Genomic DNA, 24,594 nt, shown 5'->3' with positions numbered 1-24,594 from the left:
CTTCATTGCGTCACCCCATTTGCGCGCGACCAAATACGCGTCTGGCGTTGCCACCCAGGATCAGCTCGCGTTCGTTGTCGCTGAGCCAGTCAATGGCACGCACCAGCCCCAGAGTGTCGTCGAAAGGCTTGCCAGTGTGGGTGTTACAGCACTTGGCAGTGCCGAACATCTCGCTCGAGTACATCACTCGTTCCGCTCCTACGCGGCGGATCAACATCTCCATGGAGTCTTGGTCATAGATGGCCAAATCGAAATACAGGTGACGTATCTGTTCCTCGAATGGTGGCGCTCCCCAATTGATATTCAATGCGCGATGTCGGCTGAACTGATAAGGAACCGAGCCTCCTCCATGAGGGATGATCAGCTTCAGGGTCGGGAAGTCCTGGAACACGCGAGACCGACAAAGCTCGACCACCGCAGCAGTGTCCATGTTCACGTAATGGCAGCCGTTGACATCCAGCGCCGGGTTTAGCGTTGAGCTTGCGTGGATCATGCCTGGAACATCCAGGTCCACCATCTTCTCCCACAGCGGGTACCACCACTCGCTGCCCAACCCAGGAGTAAAGGGCTCGATGCTGCCGGAAACGTCTGGGTTGATGTTGCAGCCTACAAAACCCAATTCTTCAACGCAGCGCTCTAATTCCTCAAGACAGTTGATGGGGCTGACACCTGGCGTCTGGGGCAACTGGCAGACAGGGGAAAACTGTTCTGGGAACAAACCACATACTTGAGCGATCAGGTCATTGTTGACTTCAGTCCAGTAGCGGCTGATCAGTTCGTCACCAAAGTCATGGCCCATGCCCGAGGCGCGTGGTGAAAACATCAGGTGGTCGATCCCGCGTTCACGCATCTGGCGCAGGTTGGGCAGTAATGACGCTGTGACCTCGTCGTCGCTGAGGCTCAGTTGCCCCTTCGTCGGCCGATTGCGTCGGGTGATTTGCTGGCCGCGGTAAGCATCCAGTTTTGAAGGTGCCTGGGTGTAGTGCGCGTGGATATCGATGATCATGTGGAACCCTTATTGTACTGCTGGTTCTGAGGTGGAATCCGCCGTGCTGTTTCTGTCCACTTCGGGGTTGAGGGCGTCGCCAGTGCTGCGCATGTCGATTCCCGTTGCATCCGGCAAGATCGAAGCGGCGAAAAAGCCGACGGCATAGGCGCAGATAGCGCAAATGCCCATGGCAGTGCCTAGCGGCATGCTGGTGGATAGAATCCCGACCAGGGCTGGAACGATCGAGCCAATTCCACGACCGAAGCTTGTGCAGAAACCTGCTCCGCTAGCCCTTATGGCAGTTGGGTAGAGTTCGGCAAAAGACGGTGTCAAGCCCGATGCCAAACCGGCTTGCAGCAGCCCCAGCAGGAAACCAAGGGCCAGCGTCACTGAAGGGTTGAGCGGGTAGAAGATGTAGACAGAGACATTAATCGCTTGCAGAAACAGAAACAGCATGAAGCATCTTCCGCGACCCACACGATCGCTGAGCAAGCCATAGATGAAGGGGCCTACAAGAGAGCCAAGAATGTTTACGGCGAGGTACCCGGCAGTGGATGTCAGGGGTAAGCCCAGTGACATTCGAAGGTAGGTCGGCAGCCAAGTGATCATGACATATGCACCGCCAAGGACGCCGCTGGCGAGCAGTGTGCTGGTGAGGGTTACGCGTAAAAGGGGGCCACGGAAAATAGCCCTGAAATCGTGTGCGTCATTCTTGCGGGAGGCTGTATTTCGTATTTCCTGGAAGACATCGGACTCCACCACAAGGCGACGAATGATCCAGACGAACAGCGCGGGCAACACGCCGATTGCGAAGAACAGTCGCCATGCCAAGTGTTCGGGCGCCATTGCGAAGACCAGCGGCATTGCGATTACCGATGCGCCATACCCCACGGCGTAGCCACTTTGTACCGAGGCTGCGACTCGGCCCCGGAGCCTGGGCGCTACCGTTTCACTGATCAGTACAGCCCCGACCGCGGCTTCACCCCCGTAGCCGATACCTTGAAGGGCTCGTGCGATGAAAAACTGCCAGAACTCGGAGCACGCCCCTGCCAGTAGCGTGGAGAGCGCGACCCACACCACCGTGATTTGCAAGAGGCGCACGCGGCCGTAGCGGTCAGCCAGCATTCCAGCACCCCATCCGCCGATCGCGCTGCCAACCAGTGCAACCGATCCGAGGATGCCCGCTTCACCATGAGTAATGCCCAACGTCACGATCAAAACCGGCATCACCAGCGCAAAGATCGTCGAATCCATCGAGTCGAGTGCCAATCCACCGAAGCACGCCCAATAGGTCCGTCGCTCGCGTCCGTTCAGCTCTGAATACCATCCTAATTTTTTCATCCTACTCTCCGTCTTGTTGTATTTGTAACGTAGAGAGTTACGCGGTAACGCATAACGTTACAGATATTAAGACCGAGGATTATTTTTTTGCAAGTAGGAGGAACAGCAGCGCGAGGGATTGCCGCAACCCGCCAAGATCCGTTGGTATCGAGGCGGGTATGGCAGGTGATCAGAAGCCCAGCCCATCTAGTGCCTGGCTGCAGACGCTGAGGTTGAAGCGGAAACCGCGCACGCCAGACTGGTGCAGTTCGGCAAGTTCTGCGTCGGTAGTGGCATTCGACACAACCGCTACGCCCCGTGCATCGCCGCGACTGCACAACAAGCCATCGAGCACACCCGGTTATCGGTGCCGTAGGTTGACGCCAGTCCAGCGGACGGGGCCGTATCGGTGGCACCGTTCGCGGGTTGCCAAGTCAGTGGTGACTCAGCGCCCGGCGTTGAGCGGCCACATCGCTGACGCTCACCGCTTCGCCAACGTTGCCCCAGCCGGCGCGAATGAACGACACCACATCCGCCACTTCCTGATCGGAAAGCCGCCAGGCGAAGCCAGGCATGCCGTAACCGGTCGGCGCGTGCTGGTTGCCCGGCAGATAGCCGCCAGCCAGCACGATGTGGATCAGTGAAGTTGCATCCTTGCCATTGAGCACCGGGTTGCCGCCCAAGGCAGGGAATACCTCGGCGTAACCACGGCCGTCACTGCGGTGGCAGGCCATGCAGTTATCGATATAGGTTCGTGCGCCAGGGGTGCTCACGTCCATGTTGCTCAACTGCTGGGTGGTGTTGCTGGCGGCAGCCTTGGTTACTGCTGGTTGCGGGTTCGCGGCAGGCAGGCTTTTCAGGTAGCTGGCGATGGCCAGACGGTCGGCATCTGTCAGATGCTGCATGCTGTGCTGGATCACATCGGTCATGCTGCCGAACACCGCTGTGCGTTCCGTTCGGCCGGTCTTGAGAAACTGTGCAAGCTCATCCGTGTTCCAGCTGCCCAGGCCGTCATGAGCGTCACCGCGCAGGTTCTTCGCCACCCAGCCTTCCAGGGGCGCACCGCCGGCCAGAAAGTGTTCGCCATCGCTGTCGCTCAGCGATTTTTCCTGCATGCCAATGCCGCGCGGGGTGTGGCAGCTACCACAGTGGCCAAGGCCGTTGACCAGATAACGGCCGCGCTCCAGCTGTGGGTCAGACGAGCTGCCGGCTTCAGTGGCGACCTCGGGAGCGAACGTCCAGCGCCAGAATGCCAGCGGCCAGCGCATGCTCAACGGCCATGGGATGTCGCTGTCACGATTCGGCTCGGCCACTGGCTGCACACCTTTCATGAAATAGGCGTACAGGTCGGCAACGTCCTGGTCGGTCACCTTGGCATAGGACGGGTAGGGCATCGCCGGGTAGAGCGTGCTGCCGTCCTTGCGAACGCCGTGGCGTACTGCCTTGTCGAAATCGTCCAGAGAGTAGCCGCCGATGCCGTGTTCACTGTCGGGAGTAATGTTGGTGGCGTATACCGCACCGATTGGCGTTTCCAGGCCAAGGCCGCCAGCATAGGGTTTGCCGCCTTTAGCCGTGTGGCAGGCCATGCAGTCACCCGCGCGTGCCAGGTACTCGCCACGCTTCACGGCGTCGTCGCTGGTTGCGGCCATCGCCGCGGTGCTGATGGCCAGGCCCAGTGCCGTCAGCACGGGGAGGGTCAGGTTCTTCATGGATTACACCTCCACCAGCGGGCGGCCCGGGTTTTTCAGGTAACGCTCACGGATGGCATTGGCCGACCAATAAGCCAGCGCACCGACCAGGCCGGTAGGGTTGTAGCCGATGTTCTGCGGGAATGCCGAAGCGCCGATGACGAACACGTTCGGTACATCCCAGCACTGCAGGTAGCGGTTGACCACGCTGGTTCTCGGGTCGCTGCCCATGATCGCGCCGCCGGTAGTGTGCGTACTCTGGTAGAAGCGGGTGTCGTAGGGCGTTCCGATCTTCTTGGCGTTCACGGTGTAGCTCGACGGGTTCATCGCCACGGCAATCTCGGCGGCCTTGTTGGTCACGTACTGCGACATGCGGATGTCGTTGTCGTGCCAGTTGAAGGTCACGCGCAGCAGGGGTTGGCCGAAGGCGTCCTTGTAGGTCGGGTCTAGGTCCAGATAGGAGTCGCGGTACGCCATCACCGAACCCTGGGTGTACAGATTCATGCTGCGCTGGTAGTTGTCAGTGACTGCGCTCTTCCAGCCCTTGCCCCAGTTCGGCTCGCCTTTGGCCACGGCGGTCTGGCCGATCGGGCGTCCGCCTGTGCGATGGTGGCCGATGTTGGCGCCGCCCAGGAAACCCAGGCCGCTGTGGTCGAAGTTGTCGCCGTTGTAGTTGTCGATGGCAGTGCCGCCAGCACCTGTCCCGATGAATGGGTTGAGGTAGGTGCCCTTGGGAAGTTGCACGGTTACCGACCCCAGCATCTGGTAGGCGTAGTTACGGCCGACCACACCTTCGCCCGTATGCGGATCATAGGGCTTGCCGATTTTCGACAGCAGCAGCAGGCGCACATTGTGAAGCTGAAAGGCGCTCAGGATGACCAGGCGCGCGGGTTGCTCAACCTCATTGCCTTGGGCGTCGACGTAGGTTACGCCGGTTGCCTGTTTGCCCGATGAGTCGAGGTTGACCTTGGTGACCTGGGCCAGAGTGCGCAGTTCGAAGTTACGGCGCTTGCGCAGTACCGGCAGGATGGTGGTCTGCGGCGAGGCCTTGGAGTACATGTAGCAGCCGTAGTTTTCGCAGAAGCCGCAGAAGTTGCACGGGCCCAGGCGCACGCCATATGGGTTGGTATAGGGCGCGGATGCGTTGCCGGCAGGGATCGAAAAGGTCGAGTAGCCCAAGCTGCGGGCTGCCTTGTCGAATAGCTGCTCGCCATACACCTTCTTGAGTGGCGGCAGTGGGAATTCCTTGCTGCGCGCACCTTCAAACTTGTTACCACCCTCGATCAGGCGGCCTTTGATATTACCGGCCTTGCCTGATACCCCGGCCACTTCTTCGAAGCGGGTGAAATAGGGTTCGAGTTCCTCGTAGGTCACGCCATGGTCTTGGATGGTCATGCCATCGGGGATGAACTTGCTGCCATAGCGCTCGGTGTAATGGCTATGTAGTTTCAAATCGCTGGGCAACGGCCGCCAGGTCAGGCCGTTCCAGTGGAAGCCTGCGCCACCTACACCATTACCCAGGAGGAAGGTGCCTTGCTGACGGTAGGGCAGGGCGACCGCCGCTGGGTTGTGACGGATGGTCACGGTTTCCTTGGACAGGTCCTGGAAGAGCTTGCCGCGGATGGTGTAGGCCAGCTCGTCGATCACCTTCGGGTAGTTGGCATCGGTCGGCGTGTCCTGGTCGGGGCCACGTTCCAGCGCCACCACGTTCAAGCCCGCCTCGGTCAGTTCGGCGGCCATGATCGAGCCTACCCAGCCGAGGCCGACAATGACTACGTCTGTTTCAGGTTTTTTGACTGCCATTCCCTTACCCCCGCTGGCCGTTGATTGAAACTGGACCCAGTGGATAACGTTCGTTCGGGCGGTCAATCCAGTCCATGAAGTCGGCGCGAGCGCCAGGGAAGCCAAGCATTGTCCACGCCGCCATTTGCTTGTTGCCGCCGTAAAGCGGGTCGGCGAAATAACCTTCCTTGACGTTTTTCAGCAGCAGGGCGAAGAAGGTAGCGGCCGGTACGCGTGCCAGTTCCAGCTTGCCGCTCTCCAGCTGTTTGAACACCTGGGTCTGCACGCTCTCGTCCAGTTTCGCGAAATGCTTGCCGAACTGCTCGAGGCAAGCGGCGTCGAGGTCGGCAATTCCCAGGCGGTACAGCTCGCGGGGTACCAGTTTCATCTGGTAACCCAGTTCGGCGGGCTGGTCGGTGATGAATGGCGCCTGCATGTACCACAGGCGGCCGTGCGCGTAAGGCGTTTCCATCTGGCGGTCGAGAAACTCAGGCACACCGGCGGTCACTGCGCCGGGGCCTTCGTCGTCCTCGGGAATGAGCACGGCGCAGGCCGCGTTCACGAACAACCACTCGCTGTCGGTGAAGTACGTTGGATGGTAGGGCTCGGCAGGCCCGCTTGGCGTGGGGGCGACAGCGGTGCTGGCATGCGTCGAATTCGAATCGATGGCCTCATAGGCTGCATAGCCCACCAGGCTGACCGCTGGAATGAGGATGGCACTACGACGCAGAAATTCGCGCCGTGAGTTGGGTGTGTCGGACATCAGGTGCTCGCTCGGTTCAGGAACAGTCTCGGTTTCGGTCCTGGCCACCATTGTTCTGTTTTTATCGGGGGGGAGTGACCGGCCATGGGCGCGCGGCATTATGCCTCGCAATGCGCAAAAATAGAATTGCGTTGCGAAATAATGATTTTCGACTGTGTCAATTACGTGGGGTCAAGTCCGGAACCGCGTGACCAGAGCATTGAGCTGAGTGCCCAGCTGTTCCAGGGCCTGGCTCGCTGAAGCGGTCTGGTTCGCTTGGCTGGTCGACACCGCAGACAAGTCGCGGATGTTGATCAGGTTGCGGTCCACTTCGCGGGCCACCTGGGCTTGCTCCTCGGCGGCGCTGGCAATGACCAGGTTCTGTTCGTTGATGCGGGTGATGTGCGCCATGATCTGTGCCAGGGCCTGCCCCGCCTCGTGTGCGGCCTGCAGGGTATGCCTGGCGCGGGCGCGGTTGTCGTTCATTGCAGTTACTGCCTGGCTGGACTCGGTACTTATCGCGCTGACCATGCTCTCGATTTCCAGGGTGGATTGCTGGGTGCGATGGGCCAGCGCGCGCACTTCATCGGCGACCACGGCGAAGCCGCGCCCGGCCTCGCCTGCGCGTGCGGCTTCGATGGCGGCATTGAGCGCAAGCAGGTTGGTCTGCTCGGCAATGCTACGGATCACATCCAGCACCTTGGCGATGTCCGCCACGCTGGTGGCGAGGCTGTCCACTTGCTGAGCGCTCTGCTGAATGTCGAGGCTCATCTGCTCGATGGCTGCTACGGTTTCTCCCACCCGGGCATTGCCGGCCTCGCTCGCGGCTTTCGATTGCTCCGATGCCTGCGAAGTGTTCACCGCGGTACGGGCCACTTCGTCCACTGCCGCAGAGAGTTCGGTCACCGCAGACGCTGCCTGCTCGATCTCGTTGGCCTGCATCTGCAGGTTCTCGTTCGATTCGACCGTGACCGCGCTCAATTGCGTAGAGGAGGCTGCAATCACTGAGGCTGATTGCACGATCTGGTCAATCGCTGCGCGCAAGTTCGCCTGCATTTGCTGCAGCGCGCCGAACAGCCGCGTGACTTCATCGTGGCCTTCATTTTCCATGGGTTGGGTGAGGTCCCCCGAGGCGATGACTTCGGCGCTCGATGCTGCCCTGTTGATCGGCAGGATGATACTGCGGCTGACCAGCCAGGCCACACCGATGGTGATCAATGCAGCCACGGCCATCAGCGCGGCCACGCTGGCCCGGGAGTTGGAGTAGGTGCTGCTGGCGCTGGAGAAGGCCTGGTTGATGTTGCGCTGGTTGAGATCGCTCAGGGCGTACAGGCGGGGGAAGGATTGCTCGGAATTTTCCCGTAGAGGTCCGTTGAGCAGGCTCACCATTTCGCTCTCCCGGCCTTGTTTGGCCAAGCCGATCAGCTCGCGAATACCGGGTGCGGTGGCGTTGAGGTAAGGCTCGACCTCCTTGTACAGCGCACGTTCATTAGGGTCTGCCAGCTTTGCCAGGTATTGCGCTTGGGCCTTGGCGAGCTTGTCGAGTTGTAATTCCAGGCGCCGGCTGCTGTCAGCGCGCATGGTGTCGGTGGGGTAGAACGCCAGCTTCAAGGAGTTGACGCGGATACCCAGTACGGCTTCACGCATGTTGCCAAGCGCGTTAGCGGTCGGCGTGCTGATCGTTTCGATGGTGCGGTTGATCTGGTCGACGCGGGACATCTGAATGAGTGCAAACACTCCAACGATGATGATGATCGAGGCGATCAGGCCGAAAGCGAGCGTCGAGCGCATCGCGATTGAGAGATTTCGCATGTCTTTCCTCTGGGCGGCGAAATGGGAAGTGATGGCGAAATGCTTTCGGCCGTTCAGCGAGAAAACTTGAGAAAAAATAGAACGCCATTGCAATAAATTGGTTTGCAGTGCACTGTGTGGCCCGCGTTTCGAGCGCTCGAACGCCTGCCATGCAGGGCGTTCGCATCCCGATGACCGTAGGTGAGATAAGAAAGATGGCCAAAGCCGCCGATGTTGTTGTGCAATGCCTGGAAAACGAAGGTGTCGAGTATGTGTTCGGCATTCCTGGTGAGGAAAACCTGGACCTGCTGGAGTCCCTGCGCAAGTCGAAGATCAAGCTGGTACTGACCCGACACGAGCAGTCCGCAGGTTTCATGGCTGCCACCTATGGCCGCCTGACCGGCAAGACCGGCGTCAGCCTGTCGACCCTCGGCCCTGGCGCCACCAACCTGGTCACCGCCAGCGCCTACGCCTACCTGGGCGGCATGCCGATGATGATGATCACCGGCCAGAAGCCTATCAAGAAGTCCAAGCAGGGCCGTTTCCAGATCATCGACGTGTGCGGCATGATGGCCCCCATCACCAAGTACACCCACCAGTTCGCTTCCGCCGACAACATCCCGTCGCGCATGCGCGAAGCCTTCCGCCTGGCCGAAGAAGAAAAGCCGGGTGCCGTGCACCTGGAGCTGCCAGAAGACATCGCCGCCGAGCAGACCGACGCACTGCCTATCCCGCCAAGCCTGCACCGCCGCCCGCTGGCCGAGCACGTGGCCATCGAAGCCGCCATCGAGAAACTGCGTACTGCACGCAGCCCGATCCTGGTGATCGGCGCCGGTGCCAACCGCAAGATGACCGCCAAGGTCCTCAAGCAGCTGATTGACCAGACCGGCATCCCGTTCGTCACCACTCAGCTGGGCAAGGGTGTGGTCGACGAGCGCAGCCCGCGTTTCCTGGGTAACGCAGCGCTGTCGTCCGGTGACTTCGTGCACCGCGCCATCGAAGCCGCCGACCTGATCATCAACATCGGCCACGACGTGATCGAGAAGCCGCCATTCTTCATGGTCCGTGGCGGCACCGAAGTCATTCACATCAGCTTCCGCTCCGCCGAAGTCGATGCCGTGTACTTCCCGCAAGTTGAAGTGATCGGCGACATTGCCAACGCCGTCTGGCAAATCGCTGAAGGACTGGGCGACACCTCGCACTGGGACTTCACCCGCCTGATGGCCATCCGTGAAGCCAACGAAGCGCAGATCGCCGAAGGTGCCGATGACGACCGTTTCCCGGTCTACCCGCAGCGCATGGTCGCCGACATCCGTCGCGTACTGCCGTCCGAAGGCATCGTTGCCCTGGACAACGGCATCTACAAGATCTGGTTCGCCCGCAACTACAAGGCGCACAAGCCGAACACCGTGCTGCTGGACAACGCCCTGGCGACCATGGGCGCCGGCCTGCCATCGGCCATGGCGGCGCACCTGGTGCACCCGGACCGCCCGGTTATTTCGGTTTGCGGCGACGGTGGCTTCATGATGAACAGCCAGGAGCTGGAAACGGCTGTGCGCCTGGGCATGCACATCACCGTGGTGATCCTGCGTGACGACGGCTACGGCATGATCCGCTGGAAGCAGGCCAACATGGGCTTCACCGATTTCGGCCTGGACTACGGCAACCCGGACTTCGTCAAATACGCAGAAGCCTACGGCGCCAACGGTTATCGCGTGGAAAGTGCAGATGCCTTGCTGCCGCTGCTGGATCACTGCATCTCGAACCCGGGCGTGCATGTGATTGACTGCCCGGTCGACTACAGCGAGAACGACCGTATCCTCAATACTGAGCTGCGGGCGCGGGCGCTGGCTGTATGAAGCGCTGATCAGAGTACGCCGAAAGCCTCAAGCCCATGTTCTTCGAAGCGGCTCAGTAAGCAAGCTGTCGGGCGTATGCCTGCGGCGGCCACGGGATCGGGTTTAATTGGGTCGTCCTCGCCAGACATTACCGGTAGCATCCATGGGAATTTGGCAGGCAGCGAAGCATAACCAGTAGCCCGTAGGCTTGAGGTCTATTTCGGGGGGCAGCATCTAGCTGTTAGCTGTTAACACGATGCTCACCACGAGTGTTTCATTGCCAACTCGGTCAACTTCACTATCAAATGTAGGGCTGTTATCAACTATCGAAACTCATCCCTCAAAGGCGCTAGCGTCGGTATCGGCCCGAACATCTAAATGTCTGCATGGGGTCGATGGCAGCCACCCGAGAACGGCTGCTTTCGACCCAAAGCGGCCATTGCGCAAGTACTGCTATTGCTCATTTTTCGAGGCCGGCGCAAACCCTGTGGGGGCGGGTTTACCCGCGAAGCAGGCAACGCGGAGGATGGCACGGGCTTCGCCCGTGTTCGCGGGTAAACCCGCTCCCACAAAGATCACCTCAGATACGAATGTCCGCTACGGGTCGAAAGCTGCCGTACGTGACAGGCCGCTAACGACCCAAAGCAGCCCTTATCGAAGGGCTGCTAGCAGCAATGAACGGCCACACTTCCAGGCCCGGGCCGTGCGGTGTCACACACCTTGGTGTGTATCCAGAGGCGCCTGTTGCACGCTTAGCTTTTCCCACTCAGGCTCTTTGCTGGCGTTGGGCCTGCGATTGGCACGCAACACCAGGGCGCAGAGTGCCGGTAGATAAAGCAGCGTCAGCACTGTGCCCACCTGGATTCCGCCGATCAGCACAAACGCCAGGGATGACCAGAACACCGAGAATGTCAGTGGGATGAAGGCCAGCGCGGCGGCCAGAGCAGTTAGCAGCACCGGTCGGGCGCGGCGCACCGTGGCTTCGATGATCGCCTCGCGCAGAGGTCGGCCTTGGGCCTGCTCTTGCTCGATCTGGTCGGTGAAGATCAGGGTGTTGCGCATCAGGATGCCGCCGATGCCGATCAGCGCCAGGATGGCGTTGAAACCGAAGGGCTGATCGAACAGCAGGAGCACGGGCACCGCGCCGATCAAGCCCAGCGGTGCGGTGGCGAAGACCATGAACATCAGGGCGAAGGAGCGCACCTGGAACATGATCACTACCAGCGTCAGCATGATCATCACCGGGAACAGGACTGCCAGAGCCTTGTTGGCCTTGGCACTTTCTTCCACCGGGCCGCCAATAGTCACCCGATAGCCAGCCGGCAGTTTGGCGATTAGCGGCTGCAGATCGGCGTACACGGCCTTTCCTACATCCGGCGGCTGCGTGCCTTTGATGATGTCGGCTCGTACCTCAAAGGTCAGGTCGCGGTCGCGGCGTTTGAGGATCGGTTCCTCCATCACCGGCTGGAAGCGACCCACCTGCTCCAGCGGAATCGAAACGCCAGCGGCGTTGGTGATGGTCAGCCCCTCGATACCACCGAGATTCTCTCGCTGGGCATTCTGTGCTCGCACCATCACCGTCACGGTGCGGGTGCCTTCGCGCACTTCGGTCGCTGGGTTGCCGGTGAGCAGGGCATTGAGCTGGCTCTTCACCTCATCGGGTGTGAAGCCGAGCAGGCGCAGGCGATCCTGGTCCAGCACCAGGCGATAGGCGCTGACCCGCTCGCCCCAGTCGACGAAGGTGTCGCGGGTCTTGGGGTTGGCGGCGACAACCCGGCGTACCTCTTCGGTGATGTGCCGAAGCTGTTCCAGGTTCTGGCCGGATACGCGGAATATCACTGGGAAGGGCACCGGCGGGCCGAACACCAGTTGAGTGACTCGCACCCGCGCGGAGGGAAACTCGCCAGCGGCGATGCGTGCCTGCATGCGTTCGCGCAGGGCGTCGCGGGACTTGGAGTCCGCCGTCTGCACGATGATCTTGGCGAAGGAAGGGTCCGGCAGCTCGGGATTCAAAGAGAGGAAGAAGCGCGGCGCGCCGCCGCCCACGTAAGCATCTACCAGTTTCGTCTGGGGCTCCTCCAGCAGTGCCTTCTCCACCTGGGCGACCACGCTTTCAGTTGCAATGAATGCGCTGCCTGGCGGCATGTATACCTCCACCAGCAGCTCGGAACGGTCGGAGTTTGGGAAAAACTGCTTATTCACTGCACCCATGCCGAGGCCGCTGACGAGGAAGGCAACTACCACCAATGCGGTAACGATCTTGGGGTGGTTCACGCACCAGGTAATCAGGGCGCGCAGGCGCTGATAAAGAGCCGTGGCGTAGATCGCGTCATGACCGCCGGCCACCGGCTGGATCTTCGGCAGCATCTTCACACCAAGGTAGGGCGTGAAAAATACTGCCACTAGCCAGGAGGCGAGCAGAGCGAAGCCGACGATCCAGAAGATGTTGCCGGCATACTCCCCAGCTCCGGATTTGGCAAAGCCCACCGGCAGGAAGCCGATCACGGTTACCAGGGTGCCGGTGAGCATGGGGGCTGCGGTGGAGGTCCAGGCAAAGGTAGCGGCCTGGATGCGGTCGAAGCCTTCTTCCAGTTTCACCACCATCATTTCGATGGCGATGATCGCGTCGTCCACCAGCAGGCCGAGGGACAGAATCAGTGCGCCAAGGGTGATGCGGTCGAACTCGCGCCCAGTCATCAGCATGATGACGAAGACGATGGCCAGGGTCAGCGGCACGGCGGCGGCCACCACCAGGCCCACGCGAAAGCCCAGGGCCAGCAGGCTGATCAGCATGACCACGCCGAGGGCAACGAAGAATTTGAGCATGAACTCGTTCACTGCGATGCGGATTTTCTCGGCCTGGTCGGAAACCTTGTCAAACATCACACCCAGCGGCAGTTCGGCATGGATGCGGTCTTCTTCAGCTTGCAGTGACTTGTCCAGCTCCAGGCCGTTGAAGTGTGGCTCCATGATCACGCCTAGCATCAGAGCGGGCTTACCCTGGTGGCGAATGCGGTAGGTCGGTGGATCTTCGTAACCACGCTTAACCGTTGCAACGTCGGCTATGCGCAGCAGTTTGCCGCCCGCACTGATAGGCACATTCTCGATCAGCTTCAGGCTGTCGAAGGCACCGTCCAGACGGATGTAGGCGCGCGGCCCGCTGGTCTCGACGAAGCCGGCCGGGGCCACACCGTTCTGCTTGCCCAGGGCTTCAAAGATCTGCTCTGGCTTGAGGCCCAGGGTGGCCAGACGCTCATAGGAGAATTCGACGAAAATGCGTTGGGCCTGTTCGCCGAGAATGTTGACCTTCTTTACGCCGGGCAGGCGCAGCATGCCTTGGCGCAGATCCTCGGCCATCTGCACCAGTTGGCGGTGCGGCATTTGCCCGGCTTCCAGGGCGTAAAGGGCGAAATAGACGTCGGAGTATTCGTCATTGAAAAACGGACCGATGACGCCACGGGGCAGGCGCTTGGCCTCGTCGGAGAGCTTCTTGCGGGTCTGGTAGAACAGTGCCTGGATGTCGCCCGGGCGGGTGGAGTCCTGGTACTGCAGTTTCATGGAGACGAAGCCGGGTTGGGCGATGGTTTCCACCCGATCATAGAAGTCCAGCTCCTGCAGACGCTTCTCCAGGCGATCGGCCACCTGCTCCTGCATTTCTTGCGCGGTAGCGCCCGGCCAGGCAGCAGTGATGGTCATGGTCTTGACCGTGAAGGACGGGTCTTCGGCGCGCCCCAGCTTGCCAAAGGCTATGGCCCCGGCAACCAGCGTGGCGAGGATCAGGAACAGGGTGACTGCCTGGTTGCGCACCGCGAAAGCGGAGAGATTGAAGCGGCTCATCTCAGTGCTCCACGGCCAGGGAGGGCACTGGCAGTTCACGCACGCTGTCGCCGGGGCTGAGCAGGTTGGCACCGAGGGCGACTATACGTTCACCCGGCTGCACGCCGCCTTGCAGTACTGCTTCTTCCTGTTCCAGGCGCACCACCTTGACGGAGCGAAGATCGACCTTGTCGTCGTTACCAATGACCCAGACGCCAGTGCCTTGACCCCTGTCATGCAGGGCACCTAACGGGACACGCATCAACTGCTGCTCGCTCGTGCTATCGAGGCGCAAGGTGATGGTAGATCCGATAGCCAGGGTTGCAGCTTCATCCCCTAGGGTGTAACGGGCGCGGAAAGTCCGGGTGATGGTGTCCGCTGCGGCGGAAAGTTCTCGCAGGGAGGCAGGTAGGGCGACGCCGGAGGCGCCGTAGGGATAGGCCCGTGCCGGATGATCGGCTAGCGTACGCTGGGTTTCCGGAATATCTATCACCGCCTCGCGGGCACCGTCGTGGGCCAGACTGGCGACGATCTGGCCTTCGGCGACAACCTGACCGCGGTCCACCCGTACATCGGTGATCACCCCGTCTCCGTCGGCATTCAGGCTGGAATAGGTTCTACGATTTTCAACCTGGGCCGCATCCGAGGTGGCGGCGGCGTGCTCGGCTTCTGCCACCCGCAGACGCGTATTGGCCTGATCATAGATTTGCCGAGAGACCGCCCCGGTTCTGGTCAGGCGACGGTAGCGTGCTTCATCGTCACGAGCCTGGCGCAACTCTGCTGCGGTGGCGGTAACTCGGTTACGTGCTGTGCGCAGGGCCAGTTCGAAGTCGGTGTTATCCAGCACCAGCAGCACGTCGCCTCGCTTGACACGAGTACCCGGGTCCACCTTGCGGGCAATCACCTTACCACTAACCCGAAAGCCAAGGTCGCTGGTCGTGCGAGCGGCCACCACACCGGTATAGAGCGAGTCCTGCTGGGAAGCCTGTTGCACATGCGTTGCGATTACTGCTCGTGGTTGGGCGGCGAAGGCCAAGGCGTCGGCCTGGCTGTCGCAGCCGCTTGAAGCCAGCGCAGGCGCAGAAATCAGGGCAAGTCGGACTAGGTGTTTCATAGTGCGATCCTTGGGGTAGGGCGGCTATGGGGCGGAGTGCCATGCGTCAAAAATATGATACTCATAATATAATTTCGTGTATATATGATGGTCATCATATTTTCCGTCCTGCCGAGGACGGAGCGACCAGTGGAGGTGTGATCGATGAGTAATGAACAACAAGCGGCGCGGTGCGATGCGAAAAGCGTTTTGGCGCTCGCCCTTGGCAACGACGACTGGAATGCCAAGCAATGGCAGCTGATTTCCCAGGCATTGAAAGCTGCAGAAGGAACCAGGCCATGAACCCGTCCCGTCTGCTGCTTGCAATCCTGATGGTACTAACCGCGCTGGGGGAAATCTCCACACAGCTGTTGATTCCTGCCCTGAGCAGGATCGAACAGGGCCTCGGTGCGATGCCTGGGGCCAGTGTTGCGGCGTTGTCCGGTTTTGTCGCGGCATTTGGTCTCGGACAGTTGCTGCTCGGACCGCTATCCGATCGGATTGGCCGGCGACCGGTTCTGATCGGCGGCCTTACGCTGTATTTGGCCGCCACAGGCTTGATGCTTCTGGCCGACAGCATGACCGGCTTTGTCCTTGGGCGTGTGGCCCAAGGTCTTGGCGCCTGCGCCGCTTTGGTCCTTGCGCGAGCGATTGTCCGCGATGCTTGGAAGGCTCAGGCCGCGCCGGCCTTGGCGCTGACGGTCATTGGTATGCTCAGTGCAATTGCCCTGGCTCCGATGGTCGGTGGTCTGCTGACCCAATGGGGGGGCTGGCACGCCCCCGTTCTGGCGTCGATGACTATAGGTAGCACTGCGTTGCTTTTGGTACTGGCGTTTTACCGTGAATCCAATCTCAGCCTTGATCCCACAGCTGGGCATCCGGCGACCTTGGCACGGGACTACTTCGACCTGCTCAAGCAGCGTTCCAGTCGTGCCCTGGCCTTGACCCTTGCGGGCACCTACGGAGCGATGTTCGCTGTTATAGCAGGCTCATCCGCGGTGTACATTCATTTGCTGGGACTGAGCTCGGCGCAGTACGGAATGGTGTTTGGAGTAACAATTTCTGGCCTGATCGCAGGTGCCCTGTTCACGCAGCGCAAGATCATGCAGTTGGGGCCGCAGCGCATTGTCGGGTTTGGCATCAGTCTGGTCGCTGCCGGCGCCGCACTCTCTGTTGTGGTGCACTCCGTATTAGGTTTGTCGGTGCTGGGCGTCTCCCTGCCGCAGGTACTGGTAACCTTGGGCGGGGGCATGCTGATCCCTGCGTCGGTTGCTGGCGTTGTCATGCCCAATGCTCACCGTGCTGGGCTTGCTGCTGGTCTCATGGGTTTTTCTCAGATGCTCGGTGCTACCTGCAGTGGCTTACTGCTGAGCGCGCTGCAGGATGGCACTGCCTCGCCGATGATAGGGCTACAGGGTGCGTTCGCTATAAGCGCCTTTTGCTTGTTCCATCTGATGACCCGCAAGCCGCGTAGCGCGAATGTGACATCAGCGAGTTAGATGGCCGCACAGATCTCAGCGAGTACAGTTACGAGCGCGCAGGCCGCTGTGGTCAGTACGCGCGTAGACGGTCAACCTGCCGACTGTACCCTGATGTATCTCGGCACCTTGCGCATACGCAGGCATACAAATCTGCACCTTTTCGACATATCGACGCTACGGAGGTTGGTCAGAGTGGCGCCTCCCTCTGACAGCTCTGAAAGGAGACGACCATGCGTTATCCCCATTTGCTCGCCGCCTTGACGCTTACCGCATTTGCCGCGCTTGCCCAGGCCGACCAGCATCAGGCCGAAAGCGCCAGGAGCGCCAACTGGAAACAAGGTATCCAGCGCACGGATCTGACTCGCGATGATCTTGGCGACTCGGTTCACGAAGTGATTCAGGCGCGGGTCGATTTCGACCCGGGAGTGGCATCGCCGAATCATTCACATCCGGGAGTGGAGGTCGCCTACGTGATCGAGGGCACCTTCGAGTATCGGCTCAAGGGGCGGGCACCGGTGATTCTCAAGGCCGGCGAGTCCCTCTACATCCCTGCCGGCACGCCGCATATCGCCACCAATGTCGGTGAGGGCAAGGCCTCTGAGCTGGCGACTTACATCGTCAGGAAAGGCACACCGCTGCTCGTGCTGGAGCAGTGATCCCTGCCCGGCGACGGGATGGCATATCCCGTCGCCCGGTTCCTGTTCCTCCTTCAGGGTGTGACCTGAAGGAGTTGCCGAATCTTGGTTTCGGTTTCGGCATAGGCACCTTCGCCGAAGTGCTGGTAGACGATTCGACCGCCCTGGTCGATCAGGTAGAGGGCCGGCCATTCGCGGTTGCAGAAGGCGTTCCAAGTTCTGTAGCCATTGTCCTGGGCGACCGGATACGTGATGCCGAGTCGATCTACCGCCTCATCGAGATTGGCCGTGACCTGTTCATGTGGATGCTCGGGCGTGTGCACACCAATCACGACCAGCCCTTGATCGCGATAGCGTTCGTGCCATTGCTGCACATTTGGCAGGGTGCGCAGGCACTTGATGCAGTCATAGGTCCAGAACTCGACGAGAACGACCTGTCCGCGCAACTGTTCCAAGGTCTGGGGCCCGCTGTTGATCCAGTGGGTGATCCCCCTGAATTCAGGAATCAGGGGGGCAGGTGACGCACTGCGTGGATTGAGAGGGTCGTCCTGGGCGCCTGCGCTGCAGGCGGCAGTCATCAGGCAGGCCGCAAGGAGGCTGAAAAGAGGCTTGATCATGTTGGAGATCCTGCTCGTGGAAAGAGCGCGCAAGGCGGACGGTTGCAGGGGGGAGAATGCCGACCGCTGCTGTCCGCCGGCGCGCGGACAGCAGCGCATGCCGGGTCAGATCAGGTTGATTTCGACGTCTATGTTGCCGCGAGTGGCCTTGGAGTACGGGCAGGTGCCGTGCGCGGTATCGATCAGCGCTCGAGCGACTTCCGGATCCATCCCGGGCAGGCTGACATTGAGCCGCGCCTGCAGGAAATAGGCAGTGCCTCCGGTACCCAGGTCCACTTCGGCATCCACCGCCAGGCCGTCAGGGAGGCCAACCTTGAGCGCGGCAGCCGCCTTGCCGATGGCGCCGATGAAGCAGGCCGACCAGCCGGCTGCCAGTAGCTGCTCGGGATTTGTGCCGGGGGCGGACGAGCCGGGGACGGACAGCTTGATGTCCAGCCTTCCATCCGAACTGCGCGACTCGCCGTTGCGGCCTCCGCGGGTGTGGGTCTTGCCGGTGTAAAGCACCTTCTCGATAGCGTTGATCATGGGGTGTACCTCGTTCGTGGGGCTGCGCCATTCTCTTCATTGAGTATCTCGGGCGATGGCGTGAGCCCGAGGTGGCTCAGACTTTCATCCCCTTGTAGTGCGCATGTGTCCTGACACGGCCGGTGTGTAAGCTTGTGTATGATTTCGCGCTGTAATACAGAGCGTTACAAAGCGTGGCCGTGCCCCTTGAGGGGCCCGGCCCGTTTTGCCTTGTGATTAACAAACCAGCGTATTCCGGCGCAGCGAGGGGTAGGGGGGAGGGGACCCGGTTTGGGAGCAGGTCTTCAACGGTAAGGTCGAAAAAAAGCCGGAATGTCTCCATCCCGGCCTGTCCATCAACGCTCGGTACAACGATCAGAATGGACTTGCGGTCGGGCGTACGATCAGTTCGCTGACATCCACATCTGCAGGTTGCTCTACTGCATAGGCAATTGCCCGGGCAATGGCCGAGGCAGGAATCGCGATCTTGCGGAACTCGCGCATCTCCGCCCGCCCGCCTTCATCCGAAATGCTATCGGCCAGCTCGGACTCGGTAACGCCCGGCGCAATGACGGTGACCCGGATATCACCACCCACCTCTTGACGCAAACCCTCTGAAATGGCCCGTACGGCATATTTCGTAGCGCAGTACACAGCAGCGGTCGGGCTCACGGCGTAGGCTCCAATGGAGGCAATATTGATGATCTGGCCGGCGCGCTGTTGCTGCATGAGCGGCAGCGTTGCGGCAATGCCGTGCAGGACGCCGCGAATGTTGACATCAATCATCCGGTTCCACTCATCGACCTTGAGCGCTTCCAGCTTCGAAAGCGGCATGACGCCGGCGTTGTTGACAAGAACGTCGACGCGGCCATGCAATTGGACAGCGAAGTCGATGAAGGACTGCATGTCATCCAGGCTGGTGACATCCAGCGCAAGCACATCCGCGATACCGCCTGCCGAACGAATCTCCTTGGCGAGTGATTCCAGGCGATCGGTGCGGCGAGCGCCCAGAACCACGCGAGCGCCTTTACTGGCAAGCAGACGGGCTGTTGCTTCGCCGATTCCACTGCTGGCGCCAGTGATCACGATGACTTTTTGTTCGATGCCGTGCATTTTCGAACTCCTGTTGCTGGTGGCCCCGCCGATAGGCAGGTGGTGAAGCAAGAGTAAGAAGCCTCGGCTGGATTGGGTTATGCGATTCCTGCGGGCGACATGCACGATCCTGCATGGCTTGTTCGGCGTGTATCAGACGGCGATTGATCCGCTGCATTTCATACGCAGCGATACGCCAACCGATGTGATCCACACGGTACATAAGCCAGGGCTATGCATCGTTGAGCAGGGCCGCAAACAGGTGCAGTTGTGGGAAGAGTGTTATACCTACTATCCGTTGAACTACCTGGTCGTCTCTGTAACCCTGCCTCTGGCGGGTCAAGTGACCGAAGCATCTCCAGAAAGGCCCTATTGTTTCCACTGCCGGATTCAAAGTGGGCTATGAAAGCTCATCACAGGTCGAATGTGGCTTCGCTCAATCTTCAATTCTTGATATCGCTGCCGCAGGGGGCAAGTTGTCCTGAGCAGATGCCTGATTTTTCCCGGCTGGAGAAGTGTGCGCCCCCAAACTCGCCAGAAATACCCTGGCGTCCCGATCGGACCGCACACAGATCACTTGGCAATCCGACGGAGCGGTTGCCACGAGTTGCTTCATCTTTTCCCGTGCCGAGGTTCTCGTTTGCCACATGAATCTGAAGAATTCCGGCAGGTTGGCAAGTCGTTCCGGGCAGTCCTCCGGCAAGTCAGGCCGAGAACGGCCATGGTTGAGCAGCGTTCTGAGCAATACGCGCCAGAATCGAAGCGGTGCCGACCGGTCGAGCCAGATCAGCGTGTCCGCCCGGGACAACCGGTTGTTCCATGTGGTCGAATGCCCTCCTTCGAAGACCCAGTGCTTACCAGCCTCGACCTCATGGCAAAGACGCGTCTTCTCGTCGCTGCTGCGTTCGACCCAGCCTGGCTGCCAATGAATGGTGTCGATATGAACGACCGGCAAGCCCGTGCGCGCGCCAAGTTCACGTGCCAGCGTGCTCTTCCCGGAACCGGGCTGGCCAATAATCATCACCCGTTGCATCGTTGAAACTCCTTCTCGCCTTGCCTGCAGATTTCGGGGTACGCGATTCTATGGCACAGGCTGAGTGGATCAATAGCAATCGGTGACATGCCTTGGCAATGCAATCGATATCAGGGCTGCCAGCAGGACAAACATTGTGGAGATCCACAGGCAGGCTCCCAGCCCGTAAGCCTGGAACACCCAACCGGAAAGCAGCGTACCGACCAGCCGCCCTAGCGCGTTGGACATGTAATAGAAGCCCACATCCAGCGATACCCCGTCTTCCTTGGCATAGCTGACGATCAGGTAGCTGTGCAGCGATGAATTCACGGCGAACAGCACGCCGAACAGCATCAGCCCGCCCACTAGCACCACCTGCGCCGACCAGCCTGCCGACAGGCCCAGGGCGATGAGCGCCGGCAGCCCGGCAAGGGCGATCGCCCAGATGAAGGCCGCGCGACCGTCGGGCACATGGCCGCGTTTCTTGCCAGTGATGTGGGGCGCAAGTGACTGGACGATGCCGTAGCCGATTACCCATGCAGCCAGGAAGCCGCCGACCAGCCAGAAGTCCCAGCCGAAAGCCGTGCTCAGGTACACCGGCAAAGCCACGACGAACCAGACGTCACGGGCACCAAAAAGAAACAGCCGTGCGGCCGAGAGAATGTTGATGGCCCGGCTCTTGGACAGCATGTCGCGGAATTTCGGTTTGGCCTTGGCCTTGCCCAGGTCCTTCTTCAGCAGGATCAGGCTGCCGATCCAGATCAATGCCAGTACCGCCGCCATGGCCAGCACCGCCAGGGTGAAGCCGAGCAGGGCGAGCAGGGCGCCGCCAAGGAAGAAACCAACGCCCTTGAGCGCGTTTTTCGAGCCCGTCAGGATGGCGACCCACTTGTACAGCGTGCCTTGCTGGCTGTCCGGCACCAGAAGCTTGATGGAGCTCTTGGCGCTCATCTTGTTCAGGTCCTTGGCGATGCCGGAAAGCGCCTGGGCCATCATCACCCAGGCCACCGTGAGCCAGGCTGCCGGTACCGTGAGCATCAGCAGGGCCAGGACCTGCAGGCCCAGGCCTATGTTCATGGTGCGATTCAGCCCCAGGCGGGCGCCGAGGTAGCCGCCTGCCAGGTTGGTGATCACGCCGAACACTTCGTAGAACAGGAACAGCGCCGCGATTTGCAACGGCGTGTAGCCCAGTGAATGGAAGTGCAGTACCACCAACATGCGCAACGCGCCGTCGGTGAGGGTGAAGGCCCAGTAGTTGCCGGTAACCAGCAGGTACTGACGCACTTCCATGGACAGGGCTGACAACGCCTTCATGATTGCCGTCTACTCCGCCATGCCGACCATTCGCGCCAGTTCCGCTGCGCGGTTGGCGTAGCCCCACTCGTTGTCGTACCAGGCATAGATTTTTACCTGGGTGCCATTGACCACCAGGGTCGACAGCGCATCGATGATCGAAGACCGTGGGTCGGTTCGGTAGTCGATGGACACCAGTGGTCGTTCTTCGTAGCCGAGGATTCCGTTCAACGGGCCTTCGGCAGCAACCTTCAACAACGCATTGACCTCTTCAGCCGTGGTCTCACGCGCCACCTCGAAAACGCAGTCGGTCAGCGAGGCGTTGGCCAGCGGTACACGCACGGCATGGCCATTCAGCTTGCCGCGCAGTTCAGGGAAGATTTCGGCGATTGCGGTAGCCGAGCCCGTAGTGGTCGGGATCAGGCTCATGCCCGAGGCACGGGCGCGACGCAGGTCCTTGTGCGGCGTATCAAGGATGCTCTGGGTATTGGTCAGGTCGTGGATGGTGGTGATCGAGCCGTGGCGGATGCCAAGGCTCTCGTGAATCACCTTGACCACCGGGGCCAGGCAGTTAGTGGTGCAGGAGGCGGCGGTGACAATACGATGCTGCGCCGGGTCAAACAGGTGCTGGTTGACCCCCATCACCACGTTCAGGGCGCCTTTCTCCTTCACTGGAGCGCAGACCACCACACGTTTGACGCCCTGATCCAGGTAGGCCTGGAGCACCGCTACCGACTTCATCTTGCCGCTGGCCTCGATGACCAGGTCGCAGCCCGACCAGTCGGTGTCCGCAATGTTCTTGTTCGCGGTGACCTTGATGCGCTTGCCCTCGATCACCACCGAGTCGCCATCTGCCCCGGCTTCACGATCCCAGCGCCCGTGGACCGAGTCGAAGTTGAGCAGGTGGGCGTGGGTCTGGGCGTCGCCGGCCGGGTCATTGATCTGGATGAATTCGAATTCCGGCCAGCCCCAGGACGCGCGCAGCGCCAGGCGACCGATACGGCCAAACCCATTGATGCCTACTTTGATTGCCATGGTCTTGTTCTCGAGTTGTGACTTCAGATGGATCGTTGATTGACACGCCTGGACAGTTCCTCGGCCGACTCCTTGCGCTCGGAGTAGCGGTCGACGAGGTAGTCGGCGCGGTCGCGCAACAGCAGGGTGAACTTCACCAGCTCTTCCATGACATCGACGACACGGTCGTAGTACGGGGACGGTTTCATGCGGCCCGTTTCGTCGAACTCCAGGTAGGCCTTGGGTACGGACGACTGGTTGGGGATGGTGAACATGCGCATCCAGCGGCCAAGCACACGCAGCTGGTTGACCACGTTGAACGACTGCGAACCGCCGCATACCTGCATGACCGCAAGGGTCTTGCCCTGGGTCGGCCGTACGGCGCCCATGCTCAGGGGGATCCAGTCGATCTGCGACTTGAACACACCAGTCATGGCGCCATGACGTTCCGGAGAGCACCAGACCATGCCTTCCGACCACAGCACCAGGTCGCGCAGCTGCTTGACCATCGGATGGTCATCGGGCGCGTCATCCGCCAATGGCAGGCCGGACGGGTTGAAGATTCGCGTCTCGGCACCGAAGTGCTCCAGCAGGCGGGCGGCTTCTTCGGTCAGCAGGCGGCTGAAGGAGCGTTCGCGGGTCGAGCCGTACAGCAGCAGGATGCGAGGCTTGTGGGTGGACTTTTGCTCGACTGCCAGCTTGTCTGCTGTCGGCAGGTCGACCAGATCGTTGTCGATGTTGGGAATGTGGTGTTCGGTCATGATTTACTCCTGAGACAAGGCGCCAGATGGCTGATCGAACCAGCGACGCTTGAGCCACCAGGCCACGCCAACCAGCGAGATCAGTACCGGCACTTCCACCAAGGGCCCGATGACGGTGGCAAACGCGACCGGCGAGGCGAGGCCGAAGGTGGCGATGGCCACGGCAATGGCCAGTTCGAAATTGTTGCTTGCCGCAGTGAAGGCCAGCGCAGTGGTGCGGGGGTAGTCGGCCTCCAGCAGCTTGCCCATCCAGAAGCTGATGAAGAACATCACCACGAAATAGATGGTCAGCGGGGTGGCGATGCGCAGCACTTCCAGCGGCAGTTGCAGCACCATGTCGCCTTTCAGGCTGAACATGGCAACGATGGTCAGCAGCAACGCCACGAGGGTCAGCGGGCTGATTTTCGGAATGAAGTGCTCCTGGTACCAGGTGGCACCTTTCCGGCCGATCAGGGTCTTGCGTGTCAGGAAACCGGCAAGGAACGGGATACCCAGGTAGATCAGCACCGATTGGGCTATATCGAGGAAACTAGTCTCGATGACGCTACCTTCCAGGCCGAACAGTGGCGGCAGCAGGCCCAGGAAGATCCAGGCGTACACGCTGAAGAACAGGATCTGGAAAATGCTGTTGAAGGCGACCAGGCCAGCCACGTACTGGTTATTGCCGCCAGCGATCTGGTTCCATACCAGCACCATGGCGATGCAACGCGCCAGACCGATGAGTATCAGGCCGGTCATGTACTCGGGCTTGTCGGAAAGGAACACTACTGCCAGCCCGAACATCAGCACCGGGCCGATCACCCAGTTCTGGATCAGCGACAGGGCGAGTATGCGCTTGTCCTTGAAGACCTGCGGCAACTCCTCGTATTTCACTTTCGCCAATGGCGGGTACATCATCACGATCAGGCCGATTGCGATGGGGATGTTGGTCGAGCCCACCGACAGGCTGTTCAGCCACGCTGGCAACCCCTGGAACAGGCTGCCGAGAGCGATCCCCAGGCCCATGGCCAGGAAGATCCAGACCGTCAGGTAGCGGTCGAGGAAGGAAAGCCGGCTTTTGCTCATGGTGTATCTCCCTGAACGTCAGAGCGTTTCGATGATCGCCAGCTCGGCCTTGAGCCGGGCGG

The 24,594-nt window shown here is 60.6% G+C and carries 19 protein-coding genes and 2 pseudogenes; 5 read left to right on the top strand and 16 right to left on the bottom strand.

Going from position 1 to position 24,594, the window contains the following annotated elements; translation table 11 throughout:
* Positions 1–10: 10 nt before the first annotated feature.
* The 6 genes from V3314_RS17840 to V3314_RS17815 form a co-directional block, all read right to left on the bottom strand.
* Positions 11–1,006: an amidohydrolase family protein gene (locus tag V3314_RS17840; RefSeq protein ID WP_338459408.1), complete on the bottom strand. Its 996-nt coding sequence runs from the start codon at positions 1,004–1,006 to the stop codon at positions 11–13.
* 9 nt (positions 1,007–1,015) lie between these two features.
* Positions 1,016–2,329, bottom strand: coding sequence for an MFS transporter (locus V3314_RS17835; protein ID WP_338459407.1), 1,314 nt, complete (start codon positions 2,327–2,329; stop codon positions 1,016–1,018).
* 413 nt (positions 2,330–2,742) lie between these two features.
* Positions 2,743–4,017, bottom strand: coding sequence for a cytochrome c (locus V3314_RS17830; RefSeq protein ID WP_338459406.1), 1,275 nt, complete (start codon positions 4,015–4,017; stop codon positions 2,743–2,745).
* Between the two features lie 3 nt (positions 4,018–4,020).
* Positions 4,021–5,799 carry a GMC family oxidoreductase gene (locus V3314_RS17825; RefSeq protein ID WP_338459405.1) on the bottom strand — a complete coding sequence of 593 codons (1,779 nt, stop codon included), beginning with the start codon at positions 5,797–5,799 and terminating at the stop codon, positions 4,021–4,023.
* Positions 5,800–5,803: 4 nt separating this feature from the next.
* Entirely contained in the window at positions 5,804–6,541 is a 738-nt protein-coding gene (locus V3314_RS17820) for a gluconate 2-dehydrogenase subunit 3 family protein (RefSeq protein ID WP_338459404.1), read from the bottom strand.
* Positions 6,542–6,712: 171 nt separating this feature from the next.
* A complete protein-coding gene (locus V3314_RS17815) occupies positions 6,713–8,332 on the bottom strand; it encodes a methyl-accepting chemotaxis protein (protein WP_338459403.1) in 1,620 nt (539 codons plus the stop codon).
* A 194-nt stretch (positions 8,333–8,526) separates the two neighbouring features.
* Here V3314_RS17815 and V3314_RS17810 point away from each other — a divergent pair, with 194 nt between their 5' ends.
* Complete coding sequence (locus tag V3314_RS17810; protein ID WP_338459401.1) at positions 8,527–10,170, top strand: acetolactate synthase large subunit; 1,644 nt, start codon at positions 8,527–8,529, stop codon at positions 10,168–10,170.
* 690 nt (positions 10,171–10,860) lie between these two features.
* Here V3314_RS17810 and V3314_RS17805 read toward each other — a convergent pair.
* A complete protein-coding gene (locus V3314_RS17805; RefSeq protein WP_338459400.1) occupies positions 10,861–13,986 on the bottom strand; it encodes an efflux RND transporter permease subunit in 3,126 nt (1,041 codons plus the stop codon).
* 1 nt (position 13,987) lies between these two features.
* A complete protein-coding gene (locus V3314_RS17800; RefSeq protein WP_284384826.1) occupies positions 13,988–15,079 on the bottom strand; it encodes an efflux RND transporter periplasmic adaptor subunit in 1,092 nt (363 codons plus the stop codon).
* A 144-nt stretch (positions 15,080–15,223) separates the two neighbouring features.
* Between V3314_RS17800 and V3314_RS17795 the strand changes: the two genes are divergently transcribed.
* The 3 genes from V3314_RS17795 to V3314_RS17785 all read left to right on the top strand — a co-directional run bounded on the left by V3314_RS17795 (position 15,224) and on the right by V3314_RS17785 (position 17,195).
* Positions 15,224–15,361 (top strand): hypothetical protein, encoded by a 138-nt coding sequence (locus tag V3314_RS17795; RefSeq protein WP_161797616.1) that lies wholly within the window; start codon positions 15,224–15,226, stop codon positions 15,359–15,361.
* Complete coding sequence (locus V3314_RS17790) at positions 15,358–16,557, top strand: MFS transporter (RefSeq protein ID WP_135001201.1); 1,200 nt, start codon at positions 15,358–15,360, stop codon at positions 16,555–16,557. Before V3314_RS17795 ends, V3314_RS17790 begins: the two co-directional genes overlap by 4 nt.
* Before the next feature lie 212 nt (positions 16,558–16,769).
* The gene (locus V3314_RS17785) at positions 16,770–17,195 is read left to right on the top strand and encodes a cupin domain-containing protein (RefSeq protein ID WP_046613822.1); all 426 of its coding nucleotides are present in this window, start codon (positions 16,770–16,772) and stop codon (positions 17,193–17,195) included.
* A 65-nt stretch (positions 17,196–17,260) separates the two neighbouring features.
* Here the strand turns inward: V3314_RS17785 and V3314_RS17780 are convergent.
* The 3 genes and pseudogenes from V3314_RS17780 to V3314_RS17770 form a co-directional block, all read right to left on the bottom strand.
* Positions 17,261–17,653 (bottom strand): annotated as a pseudogene (locus V3314_RS17780) (redoxin domain-containing protein); the annotation flags it as partial.
* Between the two features lie 243 nt (positions 17,654–17,896).
* Positions 17,897–18,316: an organic hydroperoxide resistance protein gene (locus V3314_RS17775; protein WP_046613821.1), complete on the bottom strand. Its 420-nt coding sequence runs from the start codon at positions 18,314–18,316 to the stop codon at positions 17,897–17,899.
* Positions 18,317–18,670: 354 nt separating this feature from the next.
* Positions 18,671–19,408: an SDR family oxidoreductase gene (locus V3314_RS17770; protein ID WP_135001202.1), complete on the bottom strand. Its 738-nt coding sequence runs from the start codon at positions 19,406–19,408 to the stop codon at positions 18,671–18,673.
* 121 nt (positions 19,409–19,529) lie between these two features.
* Between V3314_RS17770 and V3314_RS17765 the strand changes: the two are divergent.
* Positions 19,530–19,760, top strand: a pseudogene (locus V3314_RS17765) (AraC family transcriptional regulator); the annotation flags it as partial.
* A gap of 63 nt (positions 19,761–19,823) precedes the next feature.
* On the opposite strand, the gene V3314_RS17760 reads toward V3314_RS17765, so the two are convergent.
* The 5 genes from V3314_RS17760 to arsB form a co-directional block, all read right to left on the bottom strand.
* Positions 19,824–20,420, bottom strand: a complete 597-nt coding sequence (locus V3314_RS17760) for an AAA family ATPase (RefSeq protein WP_135001203.1) — start codon at positions 20,418–20,420, stop codon at positions 19,824–19,826.
* 69 nt (positions 20,421–20,489) lie between these two features.
* Entirely contained in the window at positions 20,490–21,713 is a 1,224-nt protein-coding gene (gene arsJ / locus V3314_RS17755) for an organoarsenical effux MFS transporter ArsJ (RefSeq protein ID WP_135001204.1), read from the bottom strand.
* Positions 21,714–21,722: 9 nt separating this feature from the next.
* On the bottom strand, positions 21,723–22,727 hold the full coding sequence (locus V3314_RS17750; protein ID WP_085598409.1) for an ArsJ-associated glyceraldehyde-3-phosphate dehydrogenase: 1,005 nt from the start codon (positions 22,725–22,727) through the stop codon (positions 21,723–21,725).
* Between the two features lie 23 nt (positions 22,728–22,750).
* Complete coding sequence (gene arsH / locus V3314_RS17745) at positions 22,751–23,467, bottom strand: arsenical resistance protein ArsH (protein WP_046613815.1); 717 nt, start codon at positions 23,465–23,467, stop codon at positions 22,751–22,753.
* Between the two features lie 3 nt (positions 23,468–23,470).
* On the bottom strand, positions 23,471–24,532 hold the full coding sequence (arsB, locus tag V3314_RS17740) for an ACR3 family arsenite efflux transporter (RefSeq protein ID WP_338459398.1): 1,062 nt from the start codon (positions 24,530–24,532) through the stop codon (positions 23,471–23,473).
* Positions 24,533–24,594: the final 62 nt, after the last annotated feature.

Origin of the sequence: Pseudomonas sp. TE3-3-F2023 (genome assembly GCF_036784815.1) — a bacterium.
GTDB classification, from domain to species: domain Bacteria; phylum Pseudomonadota; class Gammaproteobacteria; order Pseudomonadales; family Pseudomonadaceae; genus Aquipseudomonas; species Aquipseudomonas pudica.
Note: the sequence above shows the minus strand (reverse complement) of the source record. Positions and strands in the feature narration are given on the sequence as shown.